Origin of the sequence: Pseudoalteromonas sp. PA2MD11, from assembly GCF_017808125.1 — a bacterium.
In the GTDB taxonomy this organism is placed as follows: Bacteria; Pseudomonadota; Gammaproteobacteria; order Enterobacterales; family Alteromonadaceae; genus Pseudoalteromonas; species Pseudoalteromonas simplex.
Genome location: NZ_JADKNF010000012.1, coordinates 79,388 through 101,347, shown reverse-complemented (window position 1 = coordinate 101,347; position 21,960 = coordinate 79,388). Strand labels below are relative to the sequence as shown.

Below are 21,960 nucleotides of genomic sequence, written 5' to 3'. Positions count from 1 at the left end.
GCACTTTTCCTTTTAATAGAGCGCTTATTTTCCTATGGGTAAAGGCTTAACCTTTACCACGCGTTGCAGTTCTTTTTGATGCCGCTGTTTTTTCAATAAACTCAACAATCATGCCTGCAATGTCTTTGCCGGTTGCAACTTCAATACCTTCAAGGCCAGGTGATGAGTTAACCTCCATCACCAATGGACCACGTGCAGAGCGAAGTAAATCAACACCCGCTACGTTTAAACCCATCGCTTTAGCAGCTGCAACCGCTGTTCTTCTTTCTTCTGGAGTAATACGAACCAATGTCGCACTACCACCTCGGTGTAAATTAGAGCGGAATTCACCTTCTTGCGCTTGACGCTTCATCGCAGCAATTACTTTATCGCCTAATACAAAACAGCGAATGTCCGCACCGCCCGCTTCTTTGATGTACTCTTGCACCATAATATTGGCTTTTAAGCCCATAAACGCTTCAATTACACTTTCTGCAGCTTTACGTGTTTCAGCTAATACCACACCAATACCTTGGGTACCTTCAAGTAGCTTAATAACCACTGGTGTGCCACCCACCATGCTTAATAAATCTTTTACATCATCAGGTTTACTTGCAAAGCCTGTTACTGGCATACCCACACCTTTACGTGAAAGTAGCTGTAATGAACGTAACTTATCGCGTGAGCGAGTGATCGCCACTGATTCATTGACAGGGAATACCCCCATCATTTCAAACTGACGTAATACCGCACAGCCATAAAAGGTCACTGATGAACCAATACGCGGTACGATAGCGTCAAAATCTCTTAAATTTTCACCGCGGTAATGGATTTCAGGCTGCTCTGAATTAATGTTCATATAACAACGAAGTGCATCAATTACTTTCACTTCGTGACCACGTTGCTCTGCTGCTTCAATTAAGCGACGTGTTGAATATAAATTTTGGTTGCGAGATAAAATACCAAGTTTCATAAGTTAAAAACCTTAACTGATAAACTCATACACGTAGCAACGTGTGATAAGTCCTTTTTCTATAATAAATGAGATAAAGCCGGATCAACGACTATGCGATTTTCCATTGCTGTACGCCCTAACAACATTCTAAACTTCATTGTTGAACGGTTACTTAAAGTCACCCTTACAGGCCAGCTTTGGGTTCCTGCGACTAATTTTGTTTCAATAAAGTAGCGTAGCTCACGCTGACCGCTTGAACTGGTCACATACTTACGCTCAACTACTTTGGCGCGACACTCTACCGTTGTTTCTACATCGTCTTGTAGAGGATGGGTAGTAAATTTCACCCATGTTTCGCCATTTTCTGAAAATTCCTCAATGTCAAAAGCATGAATACATGAAGTTCTTGCTCCGGTATCAACTTTTGCTTTGATTTTTTCTATTCCTAGTTCAGGCAGGCCAAGCCATTCTCGCCAGCCAACAATAATTTTTGCGCTCATTAATGTGCCCTCTATAAAAAAGTGTCTTATACGCTACAGAGCTAGAAACACCAACGAAATATATTTATCCCCTCGATAAATCGATTTCATTAATATAGTCTTGACTATACTAATGTATATACTCAACTATATCGCACTATTTGTAAAACGAGAGTTCAATATGATCAATGGGTTACTTCATGTCTTAATCTTAGACGAACAAGGCGGTGCACGTGCTATTGAAAATAGTACTGAGCTGCAAAATTGGCAACCCGAACACGGAAAGCTTTGGGTGCACATGGACTACAGTCAAGCTGAAGCCGTTGCATGGCTTGAGCAAAGTAATTTATTAACTGATTACGAACTTGAGTCGCTGATTGCCGATGAAACACGCCCGCGTTTAAGTAAAGTCACTAATGGTAATATGCTGTTTTTACGTGGAGTTAACTTAAACCCAGCGCAAAGTCCAGAAGACATGGTCTCGCTACGCTTGTTTATTAACGAAAACATTGTGGTCACAACACGTAAGCGCCGTTTATTATCGGTGCAAGATATTGTTGAATCGTTCGATGGCAGCAATGGTCCTTGCACAATTTCTGAGTTAGTGTGCCAATTAGCGCAAAACCTAACCTCGCGTATGCAAGCTGTTATCGACAATTTAGATGACACACTCGATGGATTTGAAGATGAAATTGATGAACCAAACAAAGGCTTTGATCATCAATCATTAGCACAAATTCGCCGCCAGACAATCGCGTTAAAACGTTATCTACGGCCACAAAAAGAAGCACTTATTACTTTGTTAAACAACAAGTATAAGTGGTTAGATGAAGACGATAAGGCACGCTTAAACGAAACAACCAATATGTTGATCCGTTACTTAGAAGAGCTAGATAGCTCAATTGAACGCGCGCAAATTATTCAACAAGCAATTACTAGCCAAGTATCTGAGCAACTAAATCAGCGCATGTATGTGATGTCGGTGGTTGCTGCATTGTTTTTACCACTTGGCTTTTTAACTGGCTTACTAGGTGTAAACGTAGGCGGTATTCCGGGCACTGAAAGCCCTTACGCATTTAGCTTATTTATTATTTTCTTAGTGGTGCTAACCGTTGGGATTGGCATTTACTTTAAAAATAAAAAATGGCTATAGCTCGACAACCATTTTAATTAAATCAAGGCGGACGGCATGTTCGCCTTTTTTTGTTGCCAAAATCAGGTGCTCGCCACCGGAGTTGAGTATCTTCAAGGTCTTTGCCTTACCTTCTAACTGTTCACCAGATTCTAAGGTAATGCGTAATAAAGAGTTATGCATGCACCATAATTCATATTTATCGTAGTCGCCACAGGCGATGGGCTGATAAGCCATTGTGCCCCTTAATTTATACTTTGGATTCAGTATATTATGAATAGACTGGTTTTAAACTCATAATACACAATGCCTATTTTACTTAGCCTCTAGACTAAACACTTTAAGCAAGGCTTGTTCGAGCAACTCTAATTGCAAGGGCTTAGATAAAAAGCCATTAAATACCGTTTTATCTTCAGAACTTAAAAAGACATCAGCAGTAAGAGCTAAAATAGGAATAGCAATGTGATTAGATTTTAAAAGCTTTGCAGCCTCAACACCGTTTATTCCAGGTAAATTAATATCCATTAAAACTATATCAACATGATTGTTCTTTAACTTCGAAAGTATGTTGTTTGCATCATCAATAATTTCATACGTCATATTAAGCTTTTCGAGCATTGAAGCTATTACAACCTGATTCACTTTATTATCTTCTACAATTAACGCTTTGCATTGGCTTAAAGTGACTTGGTTTATTGGCTCACTTTTCAATAAAGGAGCTTTCGATTTTTCGAGTGAATATGGGAGTGTTATATTTACGGTAGTGCCAACCCCTTCATCACTAGAAATAGTTATGCTGCCAGCCATTAACTCAACCAACCCCTTAGTAATCGAAAGCCCTAACCCTGTCCCTTCTTGTGATGTACTTGCCTTTCCAACTTGCGCAAATTTGTTAAATAGTAACTTTAAATCGGCTTCTTTAATGCCAATTCCTTGGTCTTTAACTTCAATACAAAGCTGTTCATTTCGCAAAGATGCAGTCACATCCACGCGCTTACCGGCACCACTGAACTTAATTGCATTGGTGACTATGTTAATAAGGATCTGTGATAGCTTTTGACCATCGATATTTATGAAGGTGCAAGATTCAAAGCTAAAGCACTCATTTAATGTGACGCCCGAGTCCTCAGCTTTGTGCTTAAGTAATGTGATGATGTTCTTTAATAAGTCCGTTAAGTTTATATTTTCCTCGTTTAGCTCCATTTTGTTGGCCTCGATTTTACTTATATCAAGTACAGCATTAATGATTTCCAACAAGTTCTTACTGCTAAAACAAATGTGATCCACATGCGAGCGAATCTCGGCATCTACATCGGCAATTTTTTCATGCATTAAAATTAGCTCAGATAAGCCAACAATAGCATTGAGTGGAGTTCTTAATTCATGTGATATATTAGATAGATACTCAGTTTTACGCTCACTCATTTCAATTAGTCGTTTGTTTTTTATTCTAAGTTCTAATTGACTAATGACTTCTCGGCTCAGGATTTTTAGAGCAACTTTTTGATGCTCGTTTAGTGTTTTAGGTTTTTTATCAATAACACACAAAGTGCCTATTTTAAAACCATCTGGTGTCTCTAATTGAGCACCTGCGTAAAACCGTATATTAGGATCATTTACAACTAGCGGGTTATCTAAAAAGCGCTCATCCTCTAATGCATTTGATACTTCAAACACATCATCCTCTAAAATCGCATGCGAACAAAAAGCAATTTCTCGATTTGTTTCATCAGCGTCTAAGCCCACTTTTGATTTAAACCATTGGCGATCTGGCGTAACCAAGCTAATCAACGATATAGGAGTTTCACAAATTTCAGATGCCAATGTCGTTAAGTCATCAAATACTTTTTCGGCTTCACTGTCTACTACTTCATAGTCGTAAAGGGCTTTTAGTCTTTGCTTTTCATTTTTAGGAATATTGGCTTTTATCATTTTATTATCTGCCCGTCAATTGTCTGAGGCTTTCCCTCTCTGAATTGAAAACTAATTAATACAAAAGTTAAGACAAGTAACATTACTATAAATAGACATGTTCAAACACTCCTGTAGAGCTAATCTACTGATTACTAAACATAGTAGAGCAAATTAATTTTTTGGTGTGTAGCTAAATGCAACAACAATTTATGAAATGAGGTACCTGCCTAGTAACAAATACTAAACTATGAGATTAGCACATCTGAATGAAATTAATAGAAGAGCAAATGGCGCTCTCGGCAGGGATCGAACCTGCAACTTAGCCTCCGGAGGGCCACGTGATATCCATTTCACCACGAGAGCACATTTGTCGTCATCAATACTGACTCGCGATATCAGCATGACAACCCGGCAATGATAATGGCATCTTGCGCTAAATGCTAGCATCAAGGCCTTTATATGCACACAAATTCAGCAATTTGCATTAAAACACTTCACTTTCGTGCAGAACCAAGGTATTAACGTATACTTAATAAAATTAATAACAAGGTGGCAGTATTGCCATGTAAGGGGAATTTGATCATGAGTTTAATGTCTACAGAGCAAGTCGCGGAATTTTTGGGTGTAAAAGTTGAACGCGTAAAGCGCCTTGCTCGCGAACATTTACTGATCTCGAAATCACAAGATGACAAAGGGGAGCCTTTGTTTGAACAAGAAGATGTAAAAAAATATAAAGAACTTGCTGAGCGAATTGGCGGTCTTTAATTTTTAGCTTTTTCTATGAAGTGGTTAAGCTGTGTTAGCAGTGGCGCCACTTTATCCACCGCACCACGTTGTTCATACCAACAAATACATAAAAGTAAAAACAGCGCATGAAATGCCGCGAGCTTTTCAACTGATAAGTAAAATTCGTGATGTTCGCACACTAACGCTTGGTAATGTTTAAGTAACGCCAGTTGCTGCTCATCATTTAACGCAAAGCTCACCACCAGCGCAGCTAAGTCAAAGTAAACATCGTTGCTTTTGGCATATTCAAAGTCGATTAAAAACATACCCGTCTCATTCACAATGATATTTTCTTTCACTAAATCATTATGACAAAAACCCATGTCTTTAGGCGCTGAAGCAATATAAGCCAGTGACTGTTTAATTAGCTCAGCATGTTGCTGGTACCGCGCTGTTTGCTGGTAGTAGTTAATTTCATAAGCAATATTCATCGGCTCGGTTAGCACAGGGTAACGGTGTAAATTAACTAAGTCGGGCAATAAGCTACTACAAAATTCACCGCTGGCAATACTACCCGCCACGTATTCGAAAATAGCCGTGTCGGTTGCTTGTTCTAACCAAAGTGGGGCTGGGCAGCAGCTTTGCTTTGCAAAATGCGCTTGCGCTGCAAGACCAATCGCCGGCCAGTGGTCGCAATAGTGCTTAACCAAAAAATTCTGGCTTGCTGTTTTAACTAGGTAGTTATCATTGCTTAACCCCTCAACCAGTGGACTGATTGAGGTGATAACTAAACGTGAGTTGAAGCGCGTAAAAAGCGCGTGAATTTGTTGCTCAGTTTTCATCTATAGCTGTGCAAGCGGCTTAGCCTGATGCTGCTCGTATTCTTCATACCAAGTTTTAAAGCCCCATGCAGCCATAATGGTGTAAAACACGAAAAGTACTAAGGTTGGGTAATACCCTTTTTCAAAGTATAGGTACATAGATGCCGCATCAATCACAATCCAATACAACCAGTTTTCCAGTACCTTCTTGGCAACAAGGTAGGTTGTCACCACCGCAAAACAGGTGGTAAAGCTGTCTAAATAAGCAAAATCAGCGTGCGTGTAATTGGTCATCACAAAACCAATGGCAACTGAGGCCAGTGAGGTGGCAAGCAAAATCACCGCATGGCGCTTTAACGACCATGAAATAATGGGCAGATGATCTTTATTGTCCATGCCCCTGCGCCAAACGACCCAACCATATACCGCCATATACATGTAGTAAAAATTAAGTAGCGACTCCATCAACAGTGCGCCATTCCAGTACATTACGGTATAAATAAAGGTGCTTACAAACGCGGCAGGCCAACACCATAAGCTTTCTTTAATCGCTAACAGCAAATACGCCACCGATAAAGCAACGGCAATATATTCCCAATGCGACATGGCAGTAAAGCCTGAGAAGGTTTCGCTTAAAAATTCCATAACACGCGCTACTGTTGGCTTTAGTCTTCGCTAGGCGACAAGTCACCATGTAAGAATTTACAGACGAAAATAGCTTTACCAAACTCTTCATAAGAACGTTTGATTTCAGTATTAAGTACAGACATCACTAAATCATAGTCACCAAAAATCTGAGTAGATAAGGTGTTGGTGATCACTTTAAGCCCTTCATAACTGTTTACACGGTCAATAAAACCTTTGATAAACGGAATGTAGTCTTGATGTAGTGGGTACTTACTGATCTCTACTGAAAGTTTCATTATGAGTTACCGAGTCTTTAAAAAGTATTGCATTGTAACCCGCTTGTACTAACAAGTCATGGCTATGGTTATTTTTTAGTGTAAAATCAGCCCCGATAAACATTGAGGATTCATTATGGCACGCCGCATCACTTACAAATTTAAAAACCAGCCTCGCGAAATCAATTTTGCAAAAGATAAATACCGCGATATGTACCATGCGATCGCAGCGGCTGAAGGCATTGATTTAACCAATTACTTAAAGATGGAACAACAAGTCGAAATGACTTCAAAAGGCTCTGCGGCGGTACGTAACTTTCGTGACCAAGAATTCGCACGAATGGGTTTCAGTGACGTGTATTTTATTAAAGAGTAACAAAGTTACTCTTGATACTCGTAGCTGACTCGTGGGGTGATATTACAGAGTAATTCGTAAGGAATAGTTGTTGCGCACTGGGCAATCTCTTCAACGGGAAGCTCTGGCCCCCACATGATCACCTCATCACCCACTTTTATGTTGTCGCGGTTATCACCAATATCCACCGTGATCATGTCCATCGCCACACTGCCAACAATACCATAGCGTTGTGATTTGATAACTACAGGTGTGCCCTGTTCGGCATGGCGTGGATAACCATCCCCATAGCCCATCGCAACCACCGCAAGCTTAGTCGGTTTATCGCTATGCCAGCGTCCGCCATAGCCAACACACTGATCGGCATCGACATCGCGTATCGCGATAACTCGCGTAGTCAAACGCATAACAGGCTCCAGTCCGTGCTGCTGCCCTACACCATTAAGCATCGGCGATACGCCATAAAGCATCAAGCCAGGACGCACCCACTCACCATGACCTTTTGGCCAAGCAATAATACCAGCAGAGTTTGCAAGGCAATGCTGCTCACTTTTGCCATCTGCCAGTGAATCAAATAAGGCAATTTGCTGAGCGGTCTTTTCATCATTGATGTCATCGGCGCACGAGAAATGCGTCATTAACTTAATGTCATCACGGGCATTTGGGCTTGCTTTTAAGCGACTGTAGAAAGACTCAAATTGCGATGGTGCAATACCCAGTCGATGCATCCCAGTATTCACCTTTAACCAGCATGCAATTGGTGCATCAAGGCTTGTTTTTTCAAGCGTTGCGAGCTGATTTTCATCATGAATAATGGTTTGAAAGTTATTGGCAAGCAAGATAGGTAAATCATCTTTATGAAAAAAACCTTCAAGCAATACAATCGGTTTTGTCAGTCCACCTGCACGTAGCGCTAACGCTTCGTCTATTCGCGCAACCGCAAATGCATCCGCATCATTTAAGTATTGAGCAATTTTAACTAAGCCATGACCATAAGCATTGGCTTTAAGCACCGCCATTACTTTGCAACCAGGCGCAAAGCGCTTCACTTGCGCTAAATTATGAGCAAGTGCTTGTAGGTTGATTTCGGCAATGGCTAAGCGCATTAGTATTCGTCGTCCATGGCTGGACCCGCGTAGTTATCAAAACGCGAGAATTGACCTTGGAAGGTTAAACGTACTTTACCGATTGGGCCGTTACGTTGCTTACCTATGATGATTTCGGCCACGCCTTTTTCTGCACTGTCTTCGTTATACACTTCATCACGGTAAATAAACATGATTAAGTCGGCATCCTGCTCGATTGAGCCTGATTCACGTAAGTCGGAGTTGATTGGGCGTTTATCGGCACGTTGCTCTAGGGTACGGTTAAGCTGCGATAGTGCAATAACCGGACACTGCAGTTCTTTTGCCAGTGCTTTTAATGAACGAGAGATTTCAGCGATCTCTAAAGTACGGTTATCCGACAAGCTTGGCACACGCATTAGCTGCAAGTAATCGACCATGATCATACTAATACCGCCATGGTCGCGGGCAATACGGCGTGCACGCGAACGCACATCTGTTGGTGTTAGGCCTGATGCATCATCGACATACATTTTACCTTTTTCCATCAACAAGCCCATGGTTGACGACAGACGCGCCCAATCGTCATCATCTAGCTGACCGGTACGAACCTTAGTTTGGTTAATACGACCTAGCGATGCCAGCATCCTCATCATGATTTGCTCTGAAGGCATCTCTAATGAGTAAATAAGTACAGGCTTGTCTTGCGTCATGGCGGCGTGTTCGGCTAAGTTCATCGCAAAGGTTGTTTTACCCATCGATGGACGTGCCGCCACAATAATAAGGTCAGAAGGCTGCATACCCGCCGTCATTTTATCCAGATCGGTATAGCCGGTACTTACACCTGTCACACCATCTTGTGGCGACTGATAAAGCTCTTCAATCTTATCAACGGTTTTTTCTAAGATACTGTGTAAGTTTTGTGGGCCTTCAGTGCTTTTACTACGCTGCTCAGCAATTTTGAATACTTTACTTTCAGCAAAATCGAGCAGGTCATGACTAGTACGCCCCTCGGGGCTAAAGCCAGCTTCTGCAATTTCGTTTGCAACACCAATCATTTCACGAATAACAGCACGCTCTCGTACGATATTCGCGTAAGCATCAATGTTCGCCGCACTTGGCGTGTTCTTGGCAATTTCAGCAAGGTAGGCAAAACCACCAACACTACTTAACTGATTGTTTTTCTCTAAGCTCTCAGAAATAGTGATCAAATCGATTGGATCACCCCCTTCAGCAAGATTCACCATTGCTTCAAAAATGAGCTTATGGGTGCGGGTATAAAAATCCTGTGCAACCACTAACTCAGCAACACGGTCAAACGCTTGATTATCAAGCATTAAACCACCTAAAACAGATTGCTCAGCTTCAATTGAATGGGGAGGGACTTTTAACGTATCGACTTGCTTATCTGGTTTGGCCATAACATCACAAAACTAAAATTGAATGGCTCTATTCTATCTACTTGCTAAGGCTGTGCAAATAGTTAATACCAATCGACTTAAATATTTGGTCATTCTAGCGTGCTAAATAAAGCGCTAACTGCGTTAGAAATGTCTAAAGTAGAGTAACTACATGTCAAAATTTCTGCCTTGTTATCACTTCATTTATCTGTCGCTATTTAAGACCAACAACTTAACACGATTGGTATAAGCGGGAAGTCCTCCCGCTTTATTGTAATTGAGTGAACTGCAATCGTTATTTCTGTTTACGAAGTTCAATACGTCCGCTAATCGTATCCATTTCAATATCAGCATCCCCACCGTTAATACTAAATTCTAAGTCGCTAGATGGGCCGTATTTCGCCTTCGTTGCTCTGTCATCACTAAGCTCATTAACGATTTTACCGTTAGCGTGAGCTTCAATTTCAAACGTTGCCGATACATCAGTTGGGAAATAAAACTCGGCATCACCACTGACTGATTCAAAACGAATATTGGCATCTGCTAGCAGCTTATTGATGTGTACTTCTGCTTCACCATTTACAGTATTGATGCGCAATTTTTTAATTGCATCAAAAGCAAAGTCGATATCACCGTTTACGTTTTCAAGACGCACATCTTGTGCTTTGGTTTTTGACTTAATGTCGCCATTCACCGCGGTAAAGCGTAAGGCACCTTGTGAGTTTTTATCGTTAATTTCACCATTAACGGTTTCAAAGCGAATATCACCGTTTAAGTCGTGGGCATTCACATCGCCATTGACCGTTTCAAAGCTCATGTTGCCGCGAATATCTTGCACTGTGATATCACCGTTGACGGTATCAATCTCTGCGCCCGCTTCAAGCTCTTTAGCACTAACTGTGACATTCACCCCAGCAAATTCAAGCTCACTGCTTTTTGGCATGTAAATGGTTAAACGAGAACCGTCACCACTATTCCAGCCACCTAAGTTACGCGGCATTTTTACGATAAATTCAACACGGCTGCCTTCAACCTCTAAACGATAGCCTTGTGCTTTATCGTCAAGCTCACCTTCGATTTTAAGTTGTGGTTTATCCCACCCTTCAATGCGTACATCACCACGTTGGTTTTCAATAAAAATGCGTTTATTTGCAGGTACATCAATTTGTTCATTAATGGTTTGTCCTGCCATTGCCATCAGTGGCAATAATCCTAAAGTTAAGGCTAGTACTTTCATAATTGTCACTCCTAAATCGTTTGCCACTTCGGTGCATGCACCTTGTTAATTAAGTCCAGTTGTTGCTGATAAACCTGCGACAGCATTTGTAATAAAGCTGGGTTTTCAGGTTCATTCTCAAGTGCTTGCTTTATGGCACTTTCGGCTTCTTCTAACTCTTTTAGTTGTTGCTGCCAGTTATCGGTTAACGCAGGTTGATTTTGATACTGCACCAACAAACCTTGCTTTTGCTTGGTAAAATAGTCGCTCATTGCCATCATGCTATTTGGCTCACCTTGGCCAACAAAAAGCTGTACGGTCAATAGTGCGGCAATACAACAAGCGGCAACTGCAGCGAGTTTATTCCAGCCATGGTTTGGCTTCTCAGTTTGCTCTGGCTGCCCTGTCGCAATTGCTCGCTCAACACCGGGCCAGAGATCTTTGTCTGGGCTAATATCTTGCTTATGGTTAAGCGAGTCATTTAAAAATTGTTCAAATTCTGGCTTACTCATTTTCATACCACTCTTTTAATAACTGCCTTGCACGGTGAAATTGCGATTTACTTGAACCGACCGCCATATCAAGCATGCTTGCTATCTCTTCATGGCGATAGCCTTCAATTGCATGAAGTACAAACACCATACGTGCTCGCTCAGGTAGTCTCAGTACTAATTTATCGAGGCCGTTAAAGCCGTCGCAATCTGCTGCGCTTTGCTCATCCATACCGCTTTGTTCAAAACTCACTACTTTTTGAAACCAGCTTTTATGTTTGCGAATGTAGCTAATCGCAATATTGCTGGTAACACTATGTAACCAAGTCGAAAATTGTGAGCGTCCATCAAAGTTCGCGATTTTGTGCCACAACTGTACAAACACTTCTTGTGTTGCATCTTCTGCGTGCTCTTTGTCTGCAAGTAATCGCAAACAAAGGCTATAAACCCGCTTCACATGCAACTCATAAAGTGTTGCATAGGCAGCTTGATCACCGCTTTTTACGCGCTCTATCAAGGCATGCTCACTTTGCTGGGCGAACGCTTGTTCTGCATCTATCAACATCCTGGATGTTGTCCTTTATGATTATTGTTGTGAATTTAGTGTATTAGACGTAAGGAGGGATTCAAAAGGTTTAAATGAAATTAAATTTTTTTGTGTAAGCTACAAATAATTGAGCTTACACAATTTTATTTGGGGATTTACGTTATTCGGCAGGTGATGCTTCGCTTTCTTCTTCAGTTGTTTCTGCGGTTTTGTAGCTCCAACCTAAAAATACGATACGTGCCGAAGAAGCAGGCGTGCCGCCATTTTGTACTTGTAATAAACCCGCATCATAGTGAGCACCACTGCCCCCTGTTGCGGTAATTGTAGAGCCACGTACACTACCAAACAGCTCACCACTTCCCGATAGCTTCACCGTTGTCAAAGGGGCATAAATAGCCGCATATAAATTCGCAGCACCGCTAAATTGCACGCCATTTACACCATTAAATGATGAGTAGAATGATAACGACGGATGACCACTAGTAGTTAATCCTTCTTGCTCAGTAATAACTTTTGCGCCTGCGCCAATATTGACTTTTCCGGTTAATAACACAGTTAAACTACTGTCTTTTTTAATAGTCAGTGTTGTGCTCCCCGCCATCGAAAAGTCACCATCAATCAGTAAAATAACATCACCACCAGAAACTTCCATTTTGCCGTCACTGGTCATTTTGAGTCTATCAAGAGCAAAAATATACTCTTTGCTATTGCTACCATTAGCTTGGTTCTGTGCTTTAGAGTTAAACAAGAAAACATCAGCAAGGCTTGGCATAATAACTTGGCTACCACCGCGACTAAAATAGCCCTTTTCAGTATTAAGCTTAAATTGTTGCGTAGGACCTACAGAAATAGAGCTGTAACTGCTTACTTGGTCTGTGATGCCTGTCATTTTCTCTGGCAAAATTAACGGGTCGCAACTGGTATCTGGGTTTGTAGGGTCATAATCAGGTGCAGCTGGATCGGCTACAGTTACCGGTTCAACATTCGGGTTCACGTTAAATTTACGATCACTATAATGCACACCATCTTGCTGGTTATTGCTGGTATCTTTAAAATCGCCTGAACCGCCATACATAATATCCAACGCTTCGCCTTGGCTATTCGTGATGAATGTTGACCACTGCATTTTTGCATCACCATTGGCTCGCACAACCCCCGAAACAGTCCCGCCACGATGGGTATAATAACCACGGGTATAGACATTACCATCTACACGTAAACCACTGCCAGGAGAGATATAAACACCGGAGTTCGAATGGATATTACCAATAATTGGTGATGAGCCATTTAAGTAAATAACTCCGGTCGCTTTTACATCGCCCTTTATCGGTGAATGACCCGATAGCACTACATCTGAATCGCCAGCAATGGTTGAAACATCACCATCATTCGACTTTGTTTCTTCGTAGCTGCCTTTACTCGAATCATAGCTGTCGATACTACCACTGCCCGATAAATCGACTCCCTTACAGCCCACCATCGCATTAGTGAAAACAGAACTACCTTTCGCACCTTGTACTGCAAAACGGGCGACTAAGTTACTTTGCGCGTCACCATCAAATCGTTGCCCCAAGCTTGCAATTTCAAGCTCACCAGCAGCGTTTTGACTTAAACTGGCATTAAAAATGGCATCATCAGCAATAACACCAGAGCCCGATGCGTTACTGGTTTTACTGATCAAATCTTCAACCGCTAATACACCTTCATCATTCAAGGTTTGTTGCAGTAACTTAGCTTGTTCAAACACACCTTTTTCAGCCATTAAGCGGCTGTTTAATTTCTTTTGAAAGTTGCCACTTAAACGTTCTTGAACAACGTTTTCACGTAGCGAACTAAGCACCACTATGCTAGCCATACTGGTCAAGATCAACACTGTAATTAGGGTAAAACCATTTTGCTTGTTATACACTGCCAGCTCCGTATGCTTTGACTAATATTGCATTAGTTAAGGCAATATCAATGTTAATACCATTACCGAACTGAGCTGGTAAATCATTTGGCTTTACAGTGACTGTGACAAGCTCACCGGCGATATCAAATGACAAAGCTTCGATTCCTGTCAGTAATCGCTCTGAGGCAGCACCATCGAGTGAACACATTAAGTTGCTACCATTTAAGCTATATACTTCAACTACCTGCGCAGTTGTCGCAGAGCCATCACAAGCAATCACACCGCTAGGTTGAGTAATGGTAATCGTGCTTTTATCTGCACTGATGGTCGGTGTTAGTTGTGTCTGCTTTATGCTGCGGTTGAATACTTTACTGGTATAGCGAATCACTTCTTGAGCGTTTTCAAGCTCTTTACTCACCTCAATCGTGCTTTTAATCGCCGAGTAAGACAAGCTCACTCCCGCTAATAAAAAAGCGCCAGCTGCCAATGCCACCATCAGTTCAACTAAGGTAAAACCCTGAACGCGTTTGTTCATGAGCACACCGCCGTTAAATCAGGAAAACTGGCATTTAGACTAATTTGATTTTCTGCATTGTCTGTCATGCGTTTATCAACCCAAGCCACATTAATTTGCATGTCATCACTGTAAGTAGCTGGGATCGTCAGCTGATAATCACTCACTTGTGGCGCGAGCGAAGCTCTAAATATCGCGTCTTGAAAAAGTGCGGTATTGGTTTTTTGAATTTCACAAATACGCGGCCACAAACGCTCAATGGTGTTTTGCCCTTGAATAAGTGACACTGTGTAATTAAAGCTATTGGTTGCATATTGCAGCGATTTTAGCTGCGCTGCCGCCAAGCCTAATAATGCGATGCCAGCGATCACCACTGAAATCATCACTTCTAATAATGAAAAGCCTGCCTGCTTATTCATGCACATCCTCGCTGTGAATTTTCTACTAACCAGTTTTGGCCACTTTTAAGCACACACATCACGTAATCAGTGGTATTTGTGTGCTCATCTTTCACTAAAATTTCAGCTTGTTTATCAACTTCGCCACTGGCACTAATGGCCAATGCGACTAAATTGACGGCAACGCCGCTTTTTGTGACCGAAAATTCTTTTAAAACCGTGTCTACGCCGCCCTCGTTGAGGGTCACTTGCCAACTATTATTACTAACAACTAGGTTAATAGGTTTGTCGCGTTTGACCGCTTCACTGCGTGCAAATTTATAAGCACTATTTAATTGATTTGCAGTAGTTACGACGCGATCTTGCAAAATTTGCTGACTAAAAGACGGGAAAGCAAGGGCTGCCATAATGCCAATAACACTCAGCACAACCATTAACTCAATTAAGGTAAACCCTGCAATTCGACGCAATTGTGTTACTCCCAGCAATCACTAAATGAAGCGCTATAACTACCATCATGTTTAACGGTTAAGTCACCACAGCGATCACTTGCTTGCGCCGAACCCGATTTAGGAGCGGCTTTTAAACTGTAGCCACGATTTTTAAAATCGCTTACAGCACCTGATACTTTATCTGTTGCTGTGTAGGTAAAGGTGTAATAGTCAGTATTTTGAGTTGCAAATGCATTGGGGTAGCCGCCATTTCGTGAATAAATACGTTCGAGGCTGGCGCTGTATTGCAGTAACTCTTGTTGAATATCAGCACGGCGACTACGTTGCATGTGCTCAGTGTAAGCAGGCAGTGCTACGCTATACAGAATCCCTAAAATAGCGATCACGATAAGAATTTCTACTAATGTAAATCCTGCTTGTTTACCCATTCCATGTGGTACTAATGCACTTTTCAACCTCAACCCCTTAACACTTTTTAACCAGCACAATATAAATGACAGCGTTGTCAGTGTCAATTTTAACCAATTTACTTTTACCCATTCGATTATACTAATAAGAAAAATAAAATTAAGAAAAAAGAACGTATGTTTGTAAAATAGGTAAGATTATAGGACTAGTATTTGTCTATTTAAAATATAGAAACCAATACTATTGGATGGCAACTGAAGAAGCAATAGCGGTACAAAATGCTACAATTTATAAATTTCAGGCACAAAAAAGCCGCACCTAAGTGCGGCTTTTTTTTACTTAATATTGCTATTAAGCTTCAGCGATAACGATTACTTTGATAGTAGCCGATACGTCTGAGTGTACTGCGATTGCTACGTCAAATTCGCCAGTCTCACGGATAGTACCTAGAGGTAAACGAACTTCTGATTTAGCAACTTCAACGCCAACAGCTGAAATAGCTTCAGCGATGTCGCGAGTACCGATAGAACCGAATAACTTGCCTTCGTCACCAGCTTTAGAAACTAGTGTAACTTCAGCTAATGCTTCTAACTTGTCAGCGCGAGCTTGAGCAGCAGCTAGATCTTCAGCGATCTTAGCTTCTAAATCAGCACGACGTGCTTCGAAAGTTTCGATGTTAGCTTTAGTTGCAGGAACTGCCTTACCTTGTGGGAAAAGGAAGTTACGTGCGAAGCCAGATTTAACTACAACCTGGTCACCTAGGCCACCTAGGTTTGCGATCTTGTCTAGTAGAATAACTTGCATGTCTCTACACCTTTTAAAAACTGTTAATCCGCTGCTTACTTATGTAAGTCAGTGTATGGAAGAAGGGCTAAGTAGCGAGCACGCTTGATAGCAGTTGCTAGCTGACGCTGATATTTAGCGCTAGTACCTGTGATACGGCTAGGTACGATTTTGCCACTTTCTGTAACATAGTTTCTAAGAGTAGCTAGATCTTTATAATCGATTTGTTGTACGCCTTCCGCTTTAAAGCGGCAGAACTTACGACGTCTGAAATAACGTGCCATGAGTAAAATTCCTCAAAAAATTCTTTCTATATGTTGAGCATGCAAGACCAATTGGCTTAAGCCGTTTCGGCCTTCGTGACGGTTTAAAAACCCCGTCACTTGCACTTGTTGCCCAACGTGCAATTGTTGAGTTTGTTGTTGCATTGGCGTGCCGCTGGCAACAACTTGAAGCCTGACATAACTATTACGGTTAAGGTCTGCTTCAACTTGCATCGATTTATGTTCAAGAACAAAAATACAATGCGGTATACCAGCAGGGCTTTGACTATATTTAGGTGTTTTACAAACAACCCCAGATAGTGTCAGCTGATTCATATAAGGATTAAGCGGTTGGCTCATCTTTTTGTCTCAACTGCAAGCGCCATGCTTGAACTCAAAACGATTAAGCAGCTGGTGCTTCTTTCTTCTCTTCTTTCGCAAGAGGAGATGCTTCAGTTACAGCGTCTTTAGTACGCATAACTAAGTTACGAAGCACTGCATCGTTGTAGCGGAAAGTAGTTTCTAGCTCGCTGATTACTTCAGTAGGTGCTTCAACGTTCATAAGAACATAATGAGCTTTGTGAAGCTTGTCGATTGGGTAAGCCAATTGACGACGGCCCCAGTCTTCAAGACGGTGGATAGTACCACCAGCTTCAGTGATAGAACCAGTATAACGTTCGATCATACCAGGTACTTGCTCACTCTGATCAGGGTGAACCATGAATACGATTTCGTAATGACGCATGGATATTCCTTACGGTTAATAGAGCCTTCTACCGTTTCGGCCAGTCGGTTTAAGGCAAGGAATTAAATTTAATAAGCCGAAATGAGCGCGCATTTTACGCTTAGATTGATAATTAAGCAAGATAAAACAGCAAGCCAAGCTAGATTATTGTGCTCTATTAAGATTTTCTAAACGCTAAAAACAAAAAACCCAGCCGAGGCTGGGTTTTTGAATTCTGAAAACTAAAATTACTTGATTTTAGCTTCTTTGAAAATCACGTGTTTACGAGCTTTAGGATCGTATTTTTTGATTTCCATTTTTTCAGGCATGTTACGCTTGTTCTTGTCGGTAGTGTAGAAAAAACCAGTACCAGCAGTTGAAACTAAACGGATCTTATCGCGCATGATTCAGTTCCTTAAACTTTTTCGCCACGAGCACGGATTTCTGTAAGAACCGCGTCGATGCCTTTTTTATCGATAATACGCATACCTTTAGTAGTAGTGCGTAGTGTTACAAAACGTTTTTCACTTTCAACCCAAAAACGGTGAGTTTGTAGGTTAGGTAGGAAACGACGTTTAGTCGCGTTTCTCGCGTGTGAACGGTGATTACCAACCGCTGGACGCTTACCTGTAACTTGACATACTTTAGACATGTCTATATATCTCCAATAACTTCGCTCGAGCTTAATTTTCCCTTAGGCCAGTATTTGTGCCCCGGGATAAATCGAAGGGCGCTCTTTATACAGCTTATACAGGCAAAGATCAAGTAACAGATCTTATCCAATCAGCTCATGTGTAAATTTGATAGCGGCTAATTATAAAGATCGAATGCCCTTAGGGAAAGTAAAAACTGCATTTAAATTAAACTAATTTCTAAAATCGCCCTAAACTGCTCATTTTTAACACACTCTCTAATACAGTTGGCTCTATATAAGCCCTCTTTCGGCAAACGAAACACAATTTTCACCACCCACTATGATGTGATCCAGCACATTTATATCGACTAAGGCTAAAGCTTGCTGCAATTTAGTGGTGATCAATTTATCGGCCTGACTAGGTTCAGCAACTCCACTTGGGTGGTTATGAGCAAGTATTAGTGCCGCCGCATTATTACGCAGCGCTGCTTTAACCACTTCACGGGGGTACACAGACGCGGCATTAATAGTGCCGTAAAAAAGTACTTCGTCTTTAATCAACTGGTTTTGACTATCTAAGTACAGCACCATAAATACTTCCTGCTGTAAGCCACGTAACTGAATAGTTAAATAGTCATACACGGCTTGTGGCGAAGTAAATAACGCCTCGCGCTTACATTGCTCAAGCATATAGCGCCGGCTTAATTCAAGCACTGCTTGAAGCTGCACATACTTGGCAGCCCCTAAACCCTTTTGAGCGCAAAACTCTTGTTCAGATGCATTAAATAAGTCATGCAGCGTACTATTAATATCGAGCAGATGCTCAGCCAGTTCAATGGCATTCATGCCCGGCACACCGGTTCGTAGGAATATTGCTAATAACTCTGCATCTGAGAGTGCTTTGGCACCTTGGGCAAGTAACTTCTCCCGCGGCCTTGCTGATAAAGGTAAATCGGTTAATGGCATTGCTTCATCCTTAAAACAACTATTCCATATATTAAACTGTACTATAAAATTTAGTTTTTTCCTGTCTGTAGAAAAGAAAACTTCATGCTATCGGTAAAGATTTGCTATCGTTAGCCCATATCGACAAAGGTTAAATTTCACGTAATGACAAAATCAGTAAATAAAAAAATCCTGTTAGGTATGAGTGGTGGTATTGCAGCCTATAAATGCGCAGAACTTGTTCGCCGTTTAAAAGATCAAGGCTGTGAAGTAAAAGTCGTCATGACCGACTCAGCCAAACACTTTATTACTCCTTTAACTATGCAAGCAGTTAGCGGTGAGATTGTTTCTGATTCATTACTCGACCCCGCAGCAGAAGCCGCAATGGGTCATATCGAATTTGCCAAATGGGCAGACCTTATTTTAGTCGCCCCTGCAACCAGTAATATTTTAGCCAAAATGGCCATGGGTATTGCAGATGACTTACTGACGACCCTACTACTGGCTACCCCTGCAAAAGTGGCGGTTGCACCTGCAATGAACCAACAAATGTATGCCCACCCTGCTACACAAGCAAATCTTGCCACTCTAAGTGAGCGCGGCGTGGTTATTTGGGGCCCAGGTAAAGGCGAGCAAGCCTGTGGTGATGTAGGCGCAGGACGCATGTTAGAGCCTCATGAGTTAGTCGCGCTTTGTACACAACCTGAAGTAGAGCCACTACTTGCAGGCAAAACTATCACGATTACTGCAGGACCAACCCGAGAAGCCCTCGACCCAGTTCGTTATATCTCTAATCACAGCTCTGGCAAAATGGGTTATGCCCTTGCAGAAGCTGCACTTGCGTTAGGTGCAAAGGTAAATCTGATTTCAGGCCCTGTAACAATTAAAGCACCTGTTAATGCCCTGCTTACTAACATAGAAAGTGCTGAGCAGTTACTCACCGCCTCAATGGAACTGGCCGCGCAATCGGATGCTTTTATCGGCTGTGCAGCAGTGGCTGATTACCGTGCAGCTGCAATTCATGAGCAAAAGATGAAAAAACAAGGTGATGAACTAACCCTCACTTTAGTTAAGAACCCAGATGTCATCGCTAATGTCGCTGCGCTTAGCGAAAACCGCCCTTATACCGTTGGCTTTGCGGCAGAAACTCAAGATGTTGCAAGCTATGCTCAAGGTAAATTAAAGAACAAAAACCTCGATATGATCTGCGCAAATGACGTATCAAAAGAAGGCCTTGGCTTTAATTCTGATCATAATGCTTTAACACTCTTCTGGCACAATGAGCAGCTAGATTTAGCAATGGGAAGTAAAAAAGATTTAGCCATGAGCGTAATGACTGAGCTTGCCAAGCGTTTGTAAAAATGCTGGAAAGAAACTGAATAAAACATTAACATAAGCCACTCATTTGCACAAAAAATGGCTTGTCTGACTCCCAACAGCGCAAGTAATAAATTATAAGAAAGGAATGGTCATGCCTGCGACAAAAAGAAGTAATCGCAAAGAGCAGATTCTGCAAGCACTCGCACAAATGTTAGAAACCAGCCCAGGTCAACGTATCACCACCGCAAAACTCGCGGCTGAGGTCGGTGTGTCTGAAGCTGCGTTATATCGTCATTTTCCGAGTAAAGCACGGATGTTTGAGGGCCTAATCGAGTTTATTGAAGATACCCTGTTATCACGCATTAACCTCATTTTAGAAAATGAGAAAGAAAGCCAAACACGTGTCTACAATATTTTGCTGTTATTGTTAGCCTTCGCCGAGAAAAACCCGGGCATTACCCGCATTTTGACCGGTGATGCCTTACAAGGTGAGCAAGAGCGTTTACGTGAGCGTGTACAAGGCTTATTTGAAAAGCTAGAAACTCAGTTCAAGCAAGTGCTACGCGAGCGCAAACTGCGCGAAGGTAAAGCATTCCAGTCAGACGAAAGCACCCTAGCCAACTTCTTACTCGCCTATGTAGAAGGTAAGATGAACCAATTCGTGCGCAGCGACTTTAAAGCAAAACCCAGTGCACAATTTGAAAAGCAGTGGCCAGAGTTACAAAAGATTTGGTTGTAGTTCAAGCTTTATTAGCTGGTAGTTTAACTACCAGCTTAATACCTACCTTATATACACTTGATTTGAAAAGTATTTCTTTTTTGAGTTAGTTAATTGAATTTCGGCCTGGTTACCAACAAGCTGCAATAGTAAGCCCTGAGCAATTTCCCTTTCACCCAATTTCGATTTCACAACAACTTCTTTTCCTATTGCTCCTTGCAACCTCGGTTTAGGGAAACTCGCTTTAGTAACTGGTTTTAGCCCTTCATTTTCAACAAACAAATTTAGACAATGCTGCTTAGCGGCACTGATCCAGTCATCATGGGATTTAACAATATCAACGTTATTTAAAAAGTGTATCAACGCACTATTTCGACTACTAAATTCACTCGAAACATCGGCCATATTTTTAACTTGCGCCCATTTACGAATAACAACGTACTTGCCTTGCGTGAGCCTCGCTAAACTCGTCGATGCGCCCGTCATCCGGCTATACCATTCGATTCTATAACAAGAAGAACCCAAGCTATGAAGTAGAATAGTCGTATTGCCAAATTCCTTAGTACTGCCCTCAATAACACTCACTTTCAATCCTTTAAGCAAAAAGTAAATCAGACTTAAAGGATATGAAGAACAAGCCGTTATGATAATGAGTGACTTTCTTAGTGAGCCTAAGAAATATTCCTAGATTGCAGAGAATGGTTAAACAACTTAAAGGGGCAATCGAGATTAAAGAGCAAAGAATGATGATTCATTTTGAATATTGAGCGGAGTGGTTTTTCTCCGCCCAAAAAGCAAAAAGCCCGTAGCATTCACTACGGGCTTTAATATGATTTGGTGAGTCAGCCAATAAGCCGCTGTTTTGTATGCGCGGAGTGGGTTTTCTTTTAGAAAGTAAAAAGCCCCGCATTGCTGCGAGGCTTTTTATG

The 21,960-nt window shown here is 41.6% G+C and carries 30 protein-coding genes and 1 tRNA gene; 5 read left to right on the top strand and 26 right to left on the bottom strand.

All coding sequences use genetic code 11. From position 1 onward, the window contains the following. Positions 1-46: 46 nt before the first annotated feature. Together rimK and ISP07_RS13925 are read right to left on the bottom strand one after the other, a co-directional pair. On the bottom strand, positions 47-952 hold the full coding sequence (rimK, locus tag ISP07_RS13930; protein WP_209327947.1) for a 30S ribosomal protein S6--L-glutamate ligase: 906 nt from the start codon (positions 950-952) through the stop codon (positions 47-49). Positions 953-1,011: 59 nt separating this feature from the next. After that, on the bottom strand, positions 1,012-1,434 hold the full coding sequence (locus ISP07_RS13925) for an ATP-dependent zinc protease (RefSeq protein ID WP_209327946.1): 423 nt from the start codon (positions 1,432-1,434) through the stop codon (positions 1,012-1,014). A 160-nt stretch (positions 1,435-1,594) separates the two neighbouring features. On the opposite strand from ISP07_RS13925, the gene zntB reads away from it, so the two are divergent. Further along, positions 1,595-2,566, top strand: coding sequence for a zinc transporter ZntB (gene zntB, locus ISP07_RS13920; protein ID WP_209327945.1), 972 nt, complete (start codon positions 1,595-1,597; stop codon positions 2,564-2,566). Here zntB and ISP07_RS13915 read toward each other — a convergent pair. The 3 genes from ISP07_RS13915 to ISP07_RS13905 form a co-directional block, all read right to left on the bottom strand. After that, a complete protein-coding gene (locus ISP07_RS13915) occupies positions 2,561-2,782 on the bottom strand; it encodes a Rho-binding antiterminator (RefSeq protein WP_209327944.1) in 222 nt (73 codons plus the stop codon). The two genes, zntB and ISP07_RS13915, sit on opposite strands and share 6 nt — an antisense overlap. Positions 2,783-2,860: 78 nt before the next feature. Next, positions 2,861-4,477, bottom strand: coding sequence for a hybrid sensor histidine kinase/response regulator (locus ISP07_RS13910; protein WP_209327943.1), 1,617 nt, complete (start codon positions 4,475-4,477; stop codon positions 2,861-2,863). 270 nt (positions 4,478-4,747) lie between these two features. Continuing rightward, positions 4,748-4,822, bottom strand: a tRNA-Arg gene (locus ISP07_RS13905). A gap of 219 nt (positions 4,823-5,041) precedes the next feature. Between ISP07_RS13905 and ISP07_RS13900 the strand changes: the two genes are divergently transcribed. Next, the gene (locus tag ISP07_RS13900) at positions 5,042-5,224 is read left to right on the top strand and encodes a hypothetical protein (protein ID WP_054554205.1); all 183 of its coding nucleotides are present in this window, start codon (positions 5,042-5,044) and stop codon (positions 5,222-5,224) included. Here ISP07_RS13900 and ISP07_RS13895 read toward each other — a convergent pair. Genes ISP07_RS13895 through ISP07_RS13885 form a run of 3 tightly spaced genes read right to left on the bottom strand, consistent with a single transcriptional unit; the run spans position 5,221 to position 6,929 of the window. Further along, positions 5,221-6,027, bottom strand: a complete 807-nt coding sequence (locus ISP07_RS13895) for a phosphotransferase family protein (protein WP_209327942.1) — start codon at positions 6,025-6,027, stop codon at positions 5,221-5,223. The genes ISP07_RS13900 and ISP07_RS13895 overlap by 4 nt on opposite strands. Further along, entirely contained in the window at positions 6,028-6,651 is a 624-nt protein-coding gene (pnuC, locus tag ISP07_RS13890) for a nicotinamide riboside transporter PnuC (RefSeq protein WP_209327941.1), read from the bottom strand. It lies immediately after the preceding gene. 20 nt (positions 6,652-6,671) lie between these two features. Next, positions 6,672-6,929 (bottom strand): YkoF family thiamine/hydroxymethylpyrimidine-binding protein, encoded by a 258-nt coding sequence (locus ISP07_RS13885; protein WP_054563401.1) that lies wholly within the window; start codon positions 6,927-6,929, stop codon positions 6,672-6,674. A gap of 115 nt (positions 6,930-7,044) precedes the next feature. On the opposite strand from ISP07_RS13885, the gene ISP07_RS13880 reads away from it, so the two are divergent. Next, positions 7,045-7,284, top strand: coding sequence for a DUF2960 domain-containing protein (locus tag ISP07_RS13880; RefSeq protein ID WP_054554201.1), 240 nt, complete (start codon positions 7,045-7,047; stop codon positions 7,282-7,284). A gap of 5 nt (positions 7,285-7,289) precedes the next feature. Here ISP07_RS13880 and alr read toward each other — a convergent pair whose 3' ends face one another. From alr to radC, 17 genes are all read right to left on the bottom strand, one after another. Next, positions 7,290-8,369: an alanine racemase gene (gene alr / locus ISP07_RS13875; RefSeq protein ID WP_055197620.1), complete on the bottom strand. Its 1,080-nt coding sequence runs from the start codon at positions 8,367-8,369 to the stop codon at positions 7,290-7,292. Further along, a complete protein-coding gene (dnaB, locus tag ISP07_RS13870) occupies positions 8,369-9,748 on the bottom strand; it encodes a replicative DNA helicase (RefSeq protein WP_054554199.1) in 1,380 nt (459 codons plus the stop codon). The genes alr and dnaB overlap by 1 nt, the downstream gene beginning before the upstream one ends. 274 nt (positions 9,749-10,022) lie before the next feature. After that, positions 10,023-10,964: a DUF4097 family beta strand repeat-containing protein gene (locus ISP07_RS13865; protein WP_209327940.1), complete on the bottom strand. Its 942-nt coding sequence runs from the start codon at positions 10,962-10,964 to the stop codon at positions 10,023-10,025. An 11-nt stretch (positions 10,965-10,975) separates the two neighbouring features. Beyond that, entirely contained in the window at positions 10,976-11,461 is a 486-nt protein-coding gene (locus tag ISP07_RS13860) for a hypothetical protein (RefSeq protein ID WP_082389308.1), read from the bottom strand. Beyond that, positions 11,448-11,999, bottom strand: coding sequence for an RNA polymerase sigma factor (locus ISP07_RS13855; protein ID WP_054554197.1), 552 nt, complete (start codon positions 11,997-11,999; stop codon positions 11,448-11,450). Before ISP07_RS13855 ends, ISP07_RS13860 begins: the two co-directional genes overlap by 14 nt. 142 nt (positions 12,000-12,141) lie before the next feature. After that, complete coding sequence (locus ISP07_RS13850; protein WP_235523717.1) at positions 12,142-13,890, bottom strand: DUF7305 domain-containing protein; 1,749 nt, start codon at positions 13,888-13,890, stop codon at positions 12,142-12,144. Then, on the bottom strand, positions 13,883-14,407 hold the full coding sequence (locus ISP07_RS13845) for a prepilin-type N-terminal cleavage/methylation domain-containing protein (RefSeq protein ID WP_063528379.1): 525 nt from the start codon (positions 14,405-14,407) through the stop codon (positions 13,883-13,885). Before ISP07_RS13845 ends, ISP07_RS13850 begins: the two co-directional genes overlap by 8 nt. Continuing rightward, positions 14,404-14,805, bottom strand: coding sequence for a type IV pilus modification PilV family protein (locus tag ISP07_RS13840; protein ID WP_209327939.1), 402 nt, complete (start codon positions 14,803-14,805; stop codon positions 14,404-14,406). Before ISP07_RS13840 ends, ISP07_RS13845 begins: the two co-directional genes overlap by 4 nt. Further along, positions 14,802-15,254, bottom strand: a complete 453-nt coding sequence (locus tag ISP07_RS13835; RefSeq protein ID WP_054554194.1) for a GspH/FimT family pseudopilin — start codon at positions 15,252-15,254, stop codon at positions 14,802-14,804. Before ISP07_RS13835 ends, ISP07_RS13840 begins: the two co-directional genes overlap by 4 nt. 5 nt (positions 15,255-15,259) lie before the next feature. Beyond that, positions 15,260-15,691: a type IV pilin protein gene (locus tag ISP07_RS13830; RefSeq protein WP_324616130.1), complete on the bottom strand. Its 432-nt coding sequence runs from the start codon at positions 15,689-15,691 to the stop codon at positions 15,260-15,262. A 304-nt stretch (positions 15,692-15,995) separates the two neighbouring features. Then, on the bottom strand, positions 15,996-16,448 hold the full coding sequence (gene rplI / locus ISP07_RS13825; RefSeq protein WP_054554192.1) for a 50S ribosomal protein L9: 453 nt from the start codon (positions 16,446-16,448) through the stop codon (positions 15,996-15,998). A 35-nt stretch (positions 16,449-16,483) separates the two neighbouring features. Then, complete coding sequence (gene rpsR / locus ISP07_RS13820) at positions 16,484-16,711, bottom strand: 30S ribosomal protein S18 (RefSeq protein ID WP_002962753.1); 228 nt, start codon at positions 16,709-16,711, stop codon at positions 16,484-16,486. 12 nt (positions 16,712-16,723) lie between these two features. Next, the gene (priB, locus tag ISP07_RS13815; protein ID WP_036973732.1) at positions 16,724-17,026 is read right to left on the bottom strand and encodes a primosomal replication protein N; all 303 of its coding nucleotides are present in this window, start codon (positions 17,024-17,026) and stop codon (positions 16,724-16,726) included. A 67-nt stretch (positions 17,027-17,093) separates the two neighbouring features. Beyond that, the gene (gene rpsF / locus ISP07_RS13810; protein WP_036973113.1) at positions 17,094-17,435 is read right to left on the bottom strand and encodes a 30S ribosomal protein S6; all 342 of its coding nucleotides are present in this window, start codon (positions 17,433-17,435) and stop codon (positions 17,094-17,096) included. A 227-nt stretch (positions 17,436-17,662) separates the two neighbouring features. Beyond that, positions 17,663-17,818, bottom strand: coding sequence for a 50S ribosomal protein L33 (rpmG, locus tag ISP07_RS13805; RefSeq protein WP_022946036.1), 156 nt, complete (start codon positions 17,816-17,818; stop codon positions 17,663-17,665). Positions 17,819-17,829: 11 nt separating this feature from the next. After that, positions 17,830-18,066 carry a 50S ribosomal protein L28 gene (gene rpmB / locus ISP07_RS13800; protein ID WP_036973115.1) on the bottom strand — a complete coding sequence of 79 codons (237 nt, stop codon included), beginning with the start codon at positions 18,064-18,066 and terminating at the stop codon, positions 17,830-17,832. Positions 18,067-18,339: 273 nt separating this feature from the next. After that, complete coding sequence (gene radC / locus ISP07_RS13795) at positions 18,340-19,014, bottom strand: RadC family protein (RefSeq protein ID WP_138601269.1); 675 nt, start codon at positions 19,012-19,014, stop codon at positions 18,340-18,342. A gap of 144 nt (positions 19,015-19,158) precedes the next feature. Between radC and coaBC the strand changes: the two genes are divergently transcribed. Further along, positions 19,159-20,352: a bifunctional phosphopantothenoylcysteine decarboxylase/phosphopantothenate--cysteine ligase CoaBC gene (coaBC, locus tag ISP07_RS13790; protein ID WP_209327938.1), complete on the top strand. Its 1,194-nt coding sequence runs from the start codon at positions 19,159-19,161 to the stop codon at positions 20,350-20,352. Between the two features lie 112 nt (positions 20,353-20,464). After that, positions 20,465-21,052 (top strand): nucleoid occlusion factor SlmA, encoded by a 588-nt coding sequence (gene slmA / locus ISP07_RS13785; RefSeq protein ID WP_054554189.1) that lies wholly within the window; start codon positions 20,465-20,467, stop codon positions 21,050-21,052. A 42-nt stretch (positions 21,053-21,094) separates the two neighbouring features. Here the strand turns inward: slmA and ISP07_RS13780 are convergent, their stop codons facing one another. Continuing rightward, positions 21,095-21,616: a hypothetical protein gene (locus ISP07_RS13780; protein ID WP_054554188.1), complete on the bottom strand. Its 522-nt coding sequence runs from the start codon at positions 21,614-21,616 to the stop codon at positions 21,095-21,097. Positions 21,617-21,960: the final 344 nt, after the last annotated feature.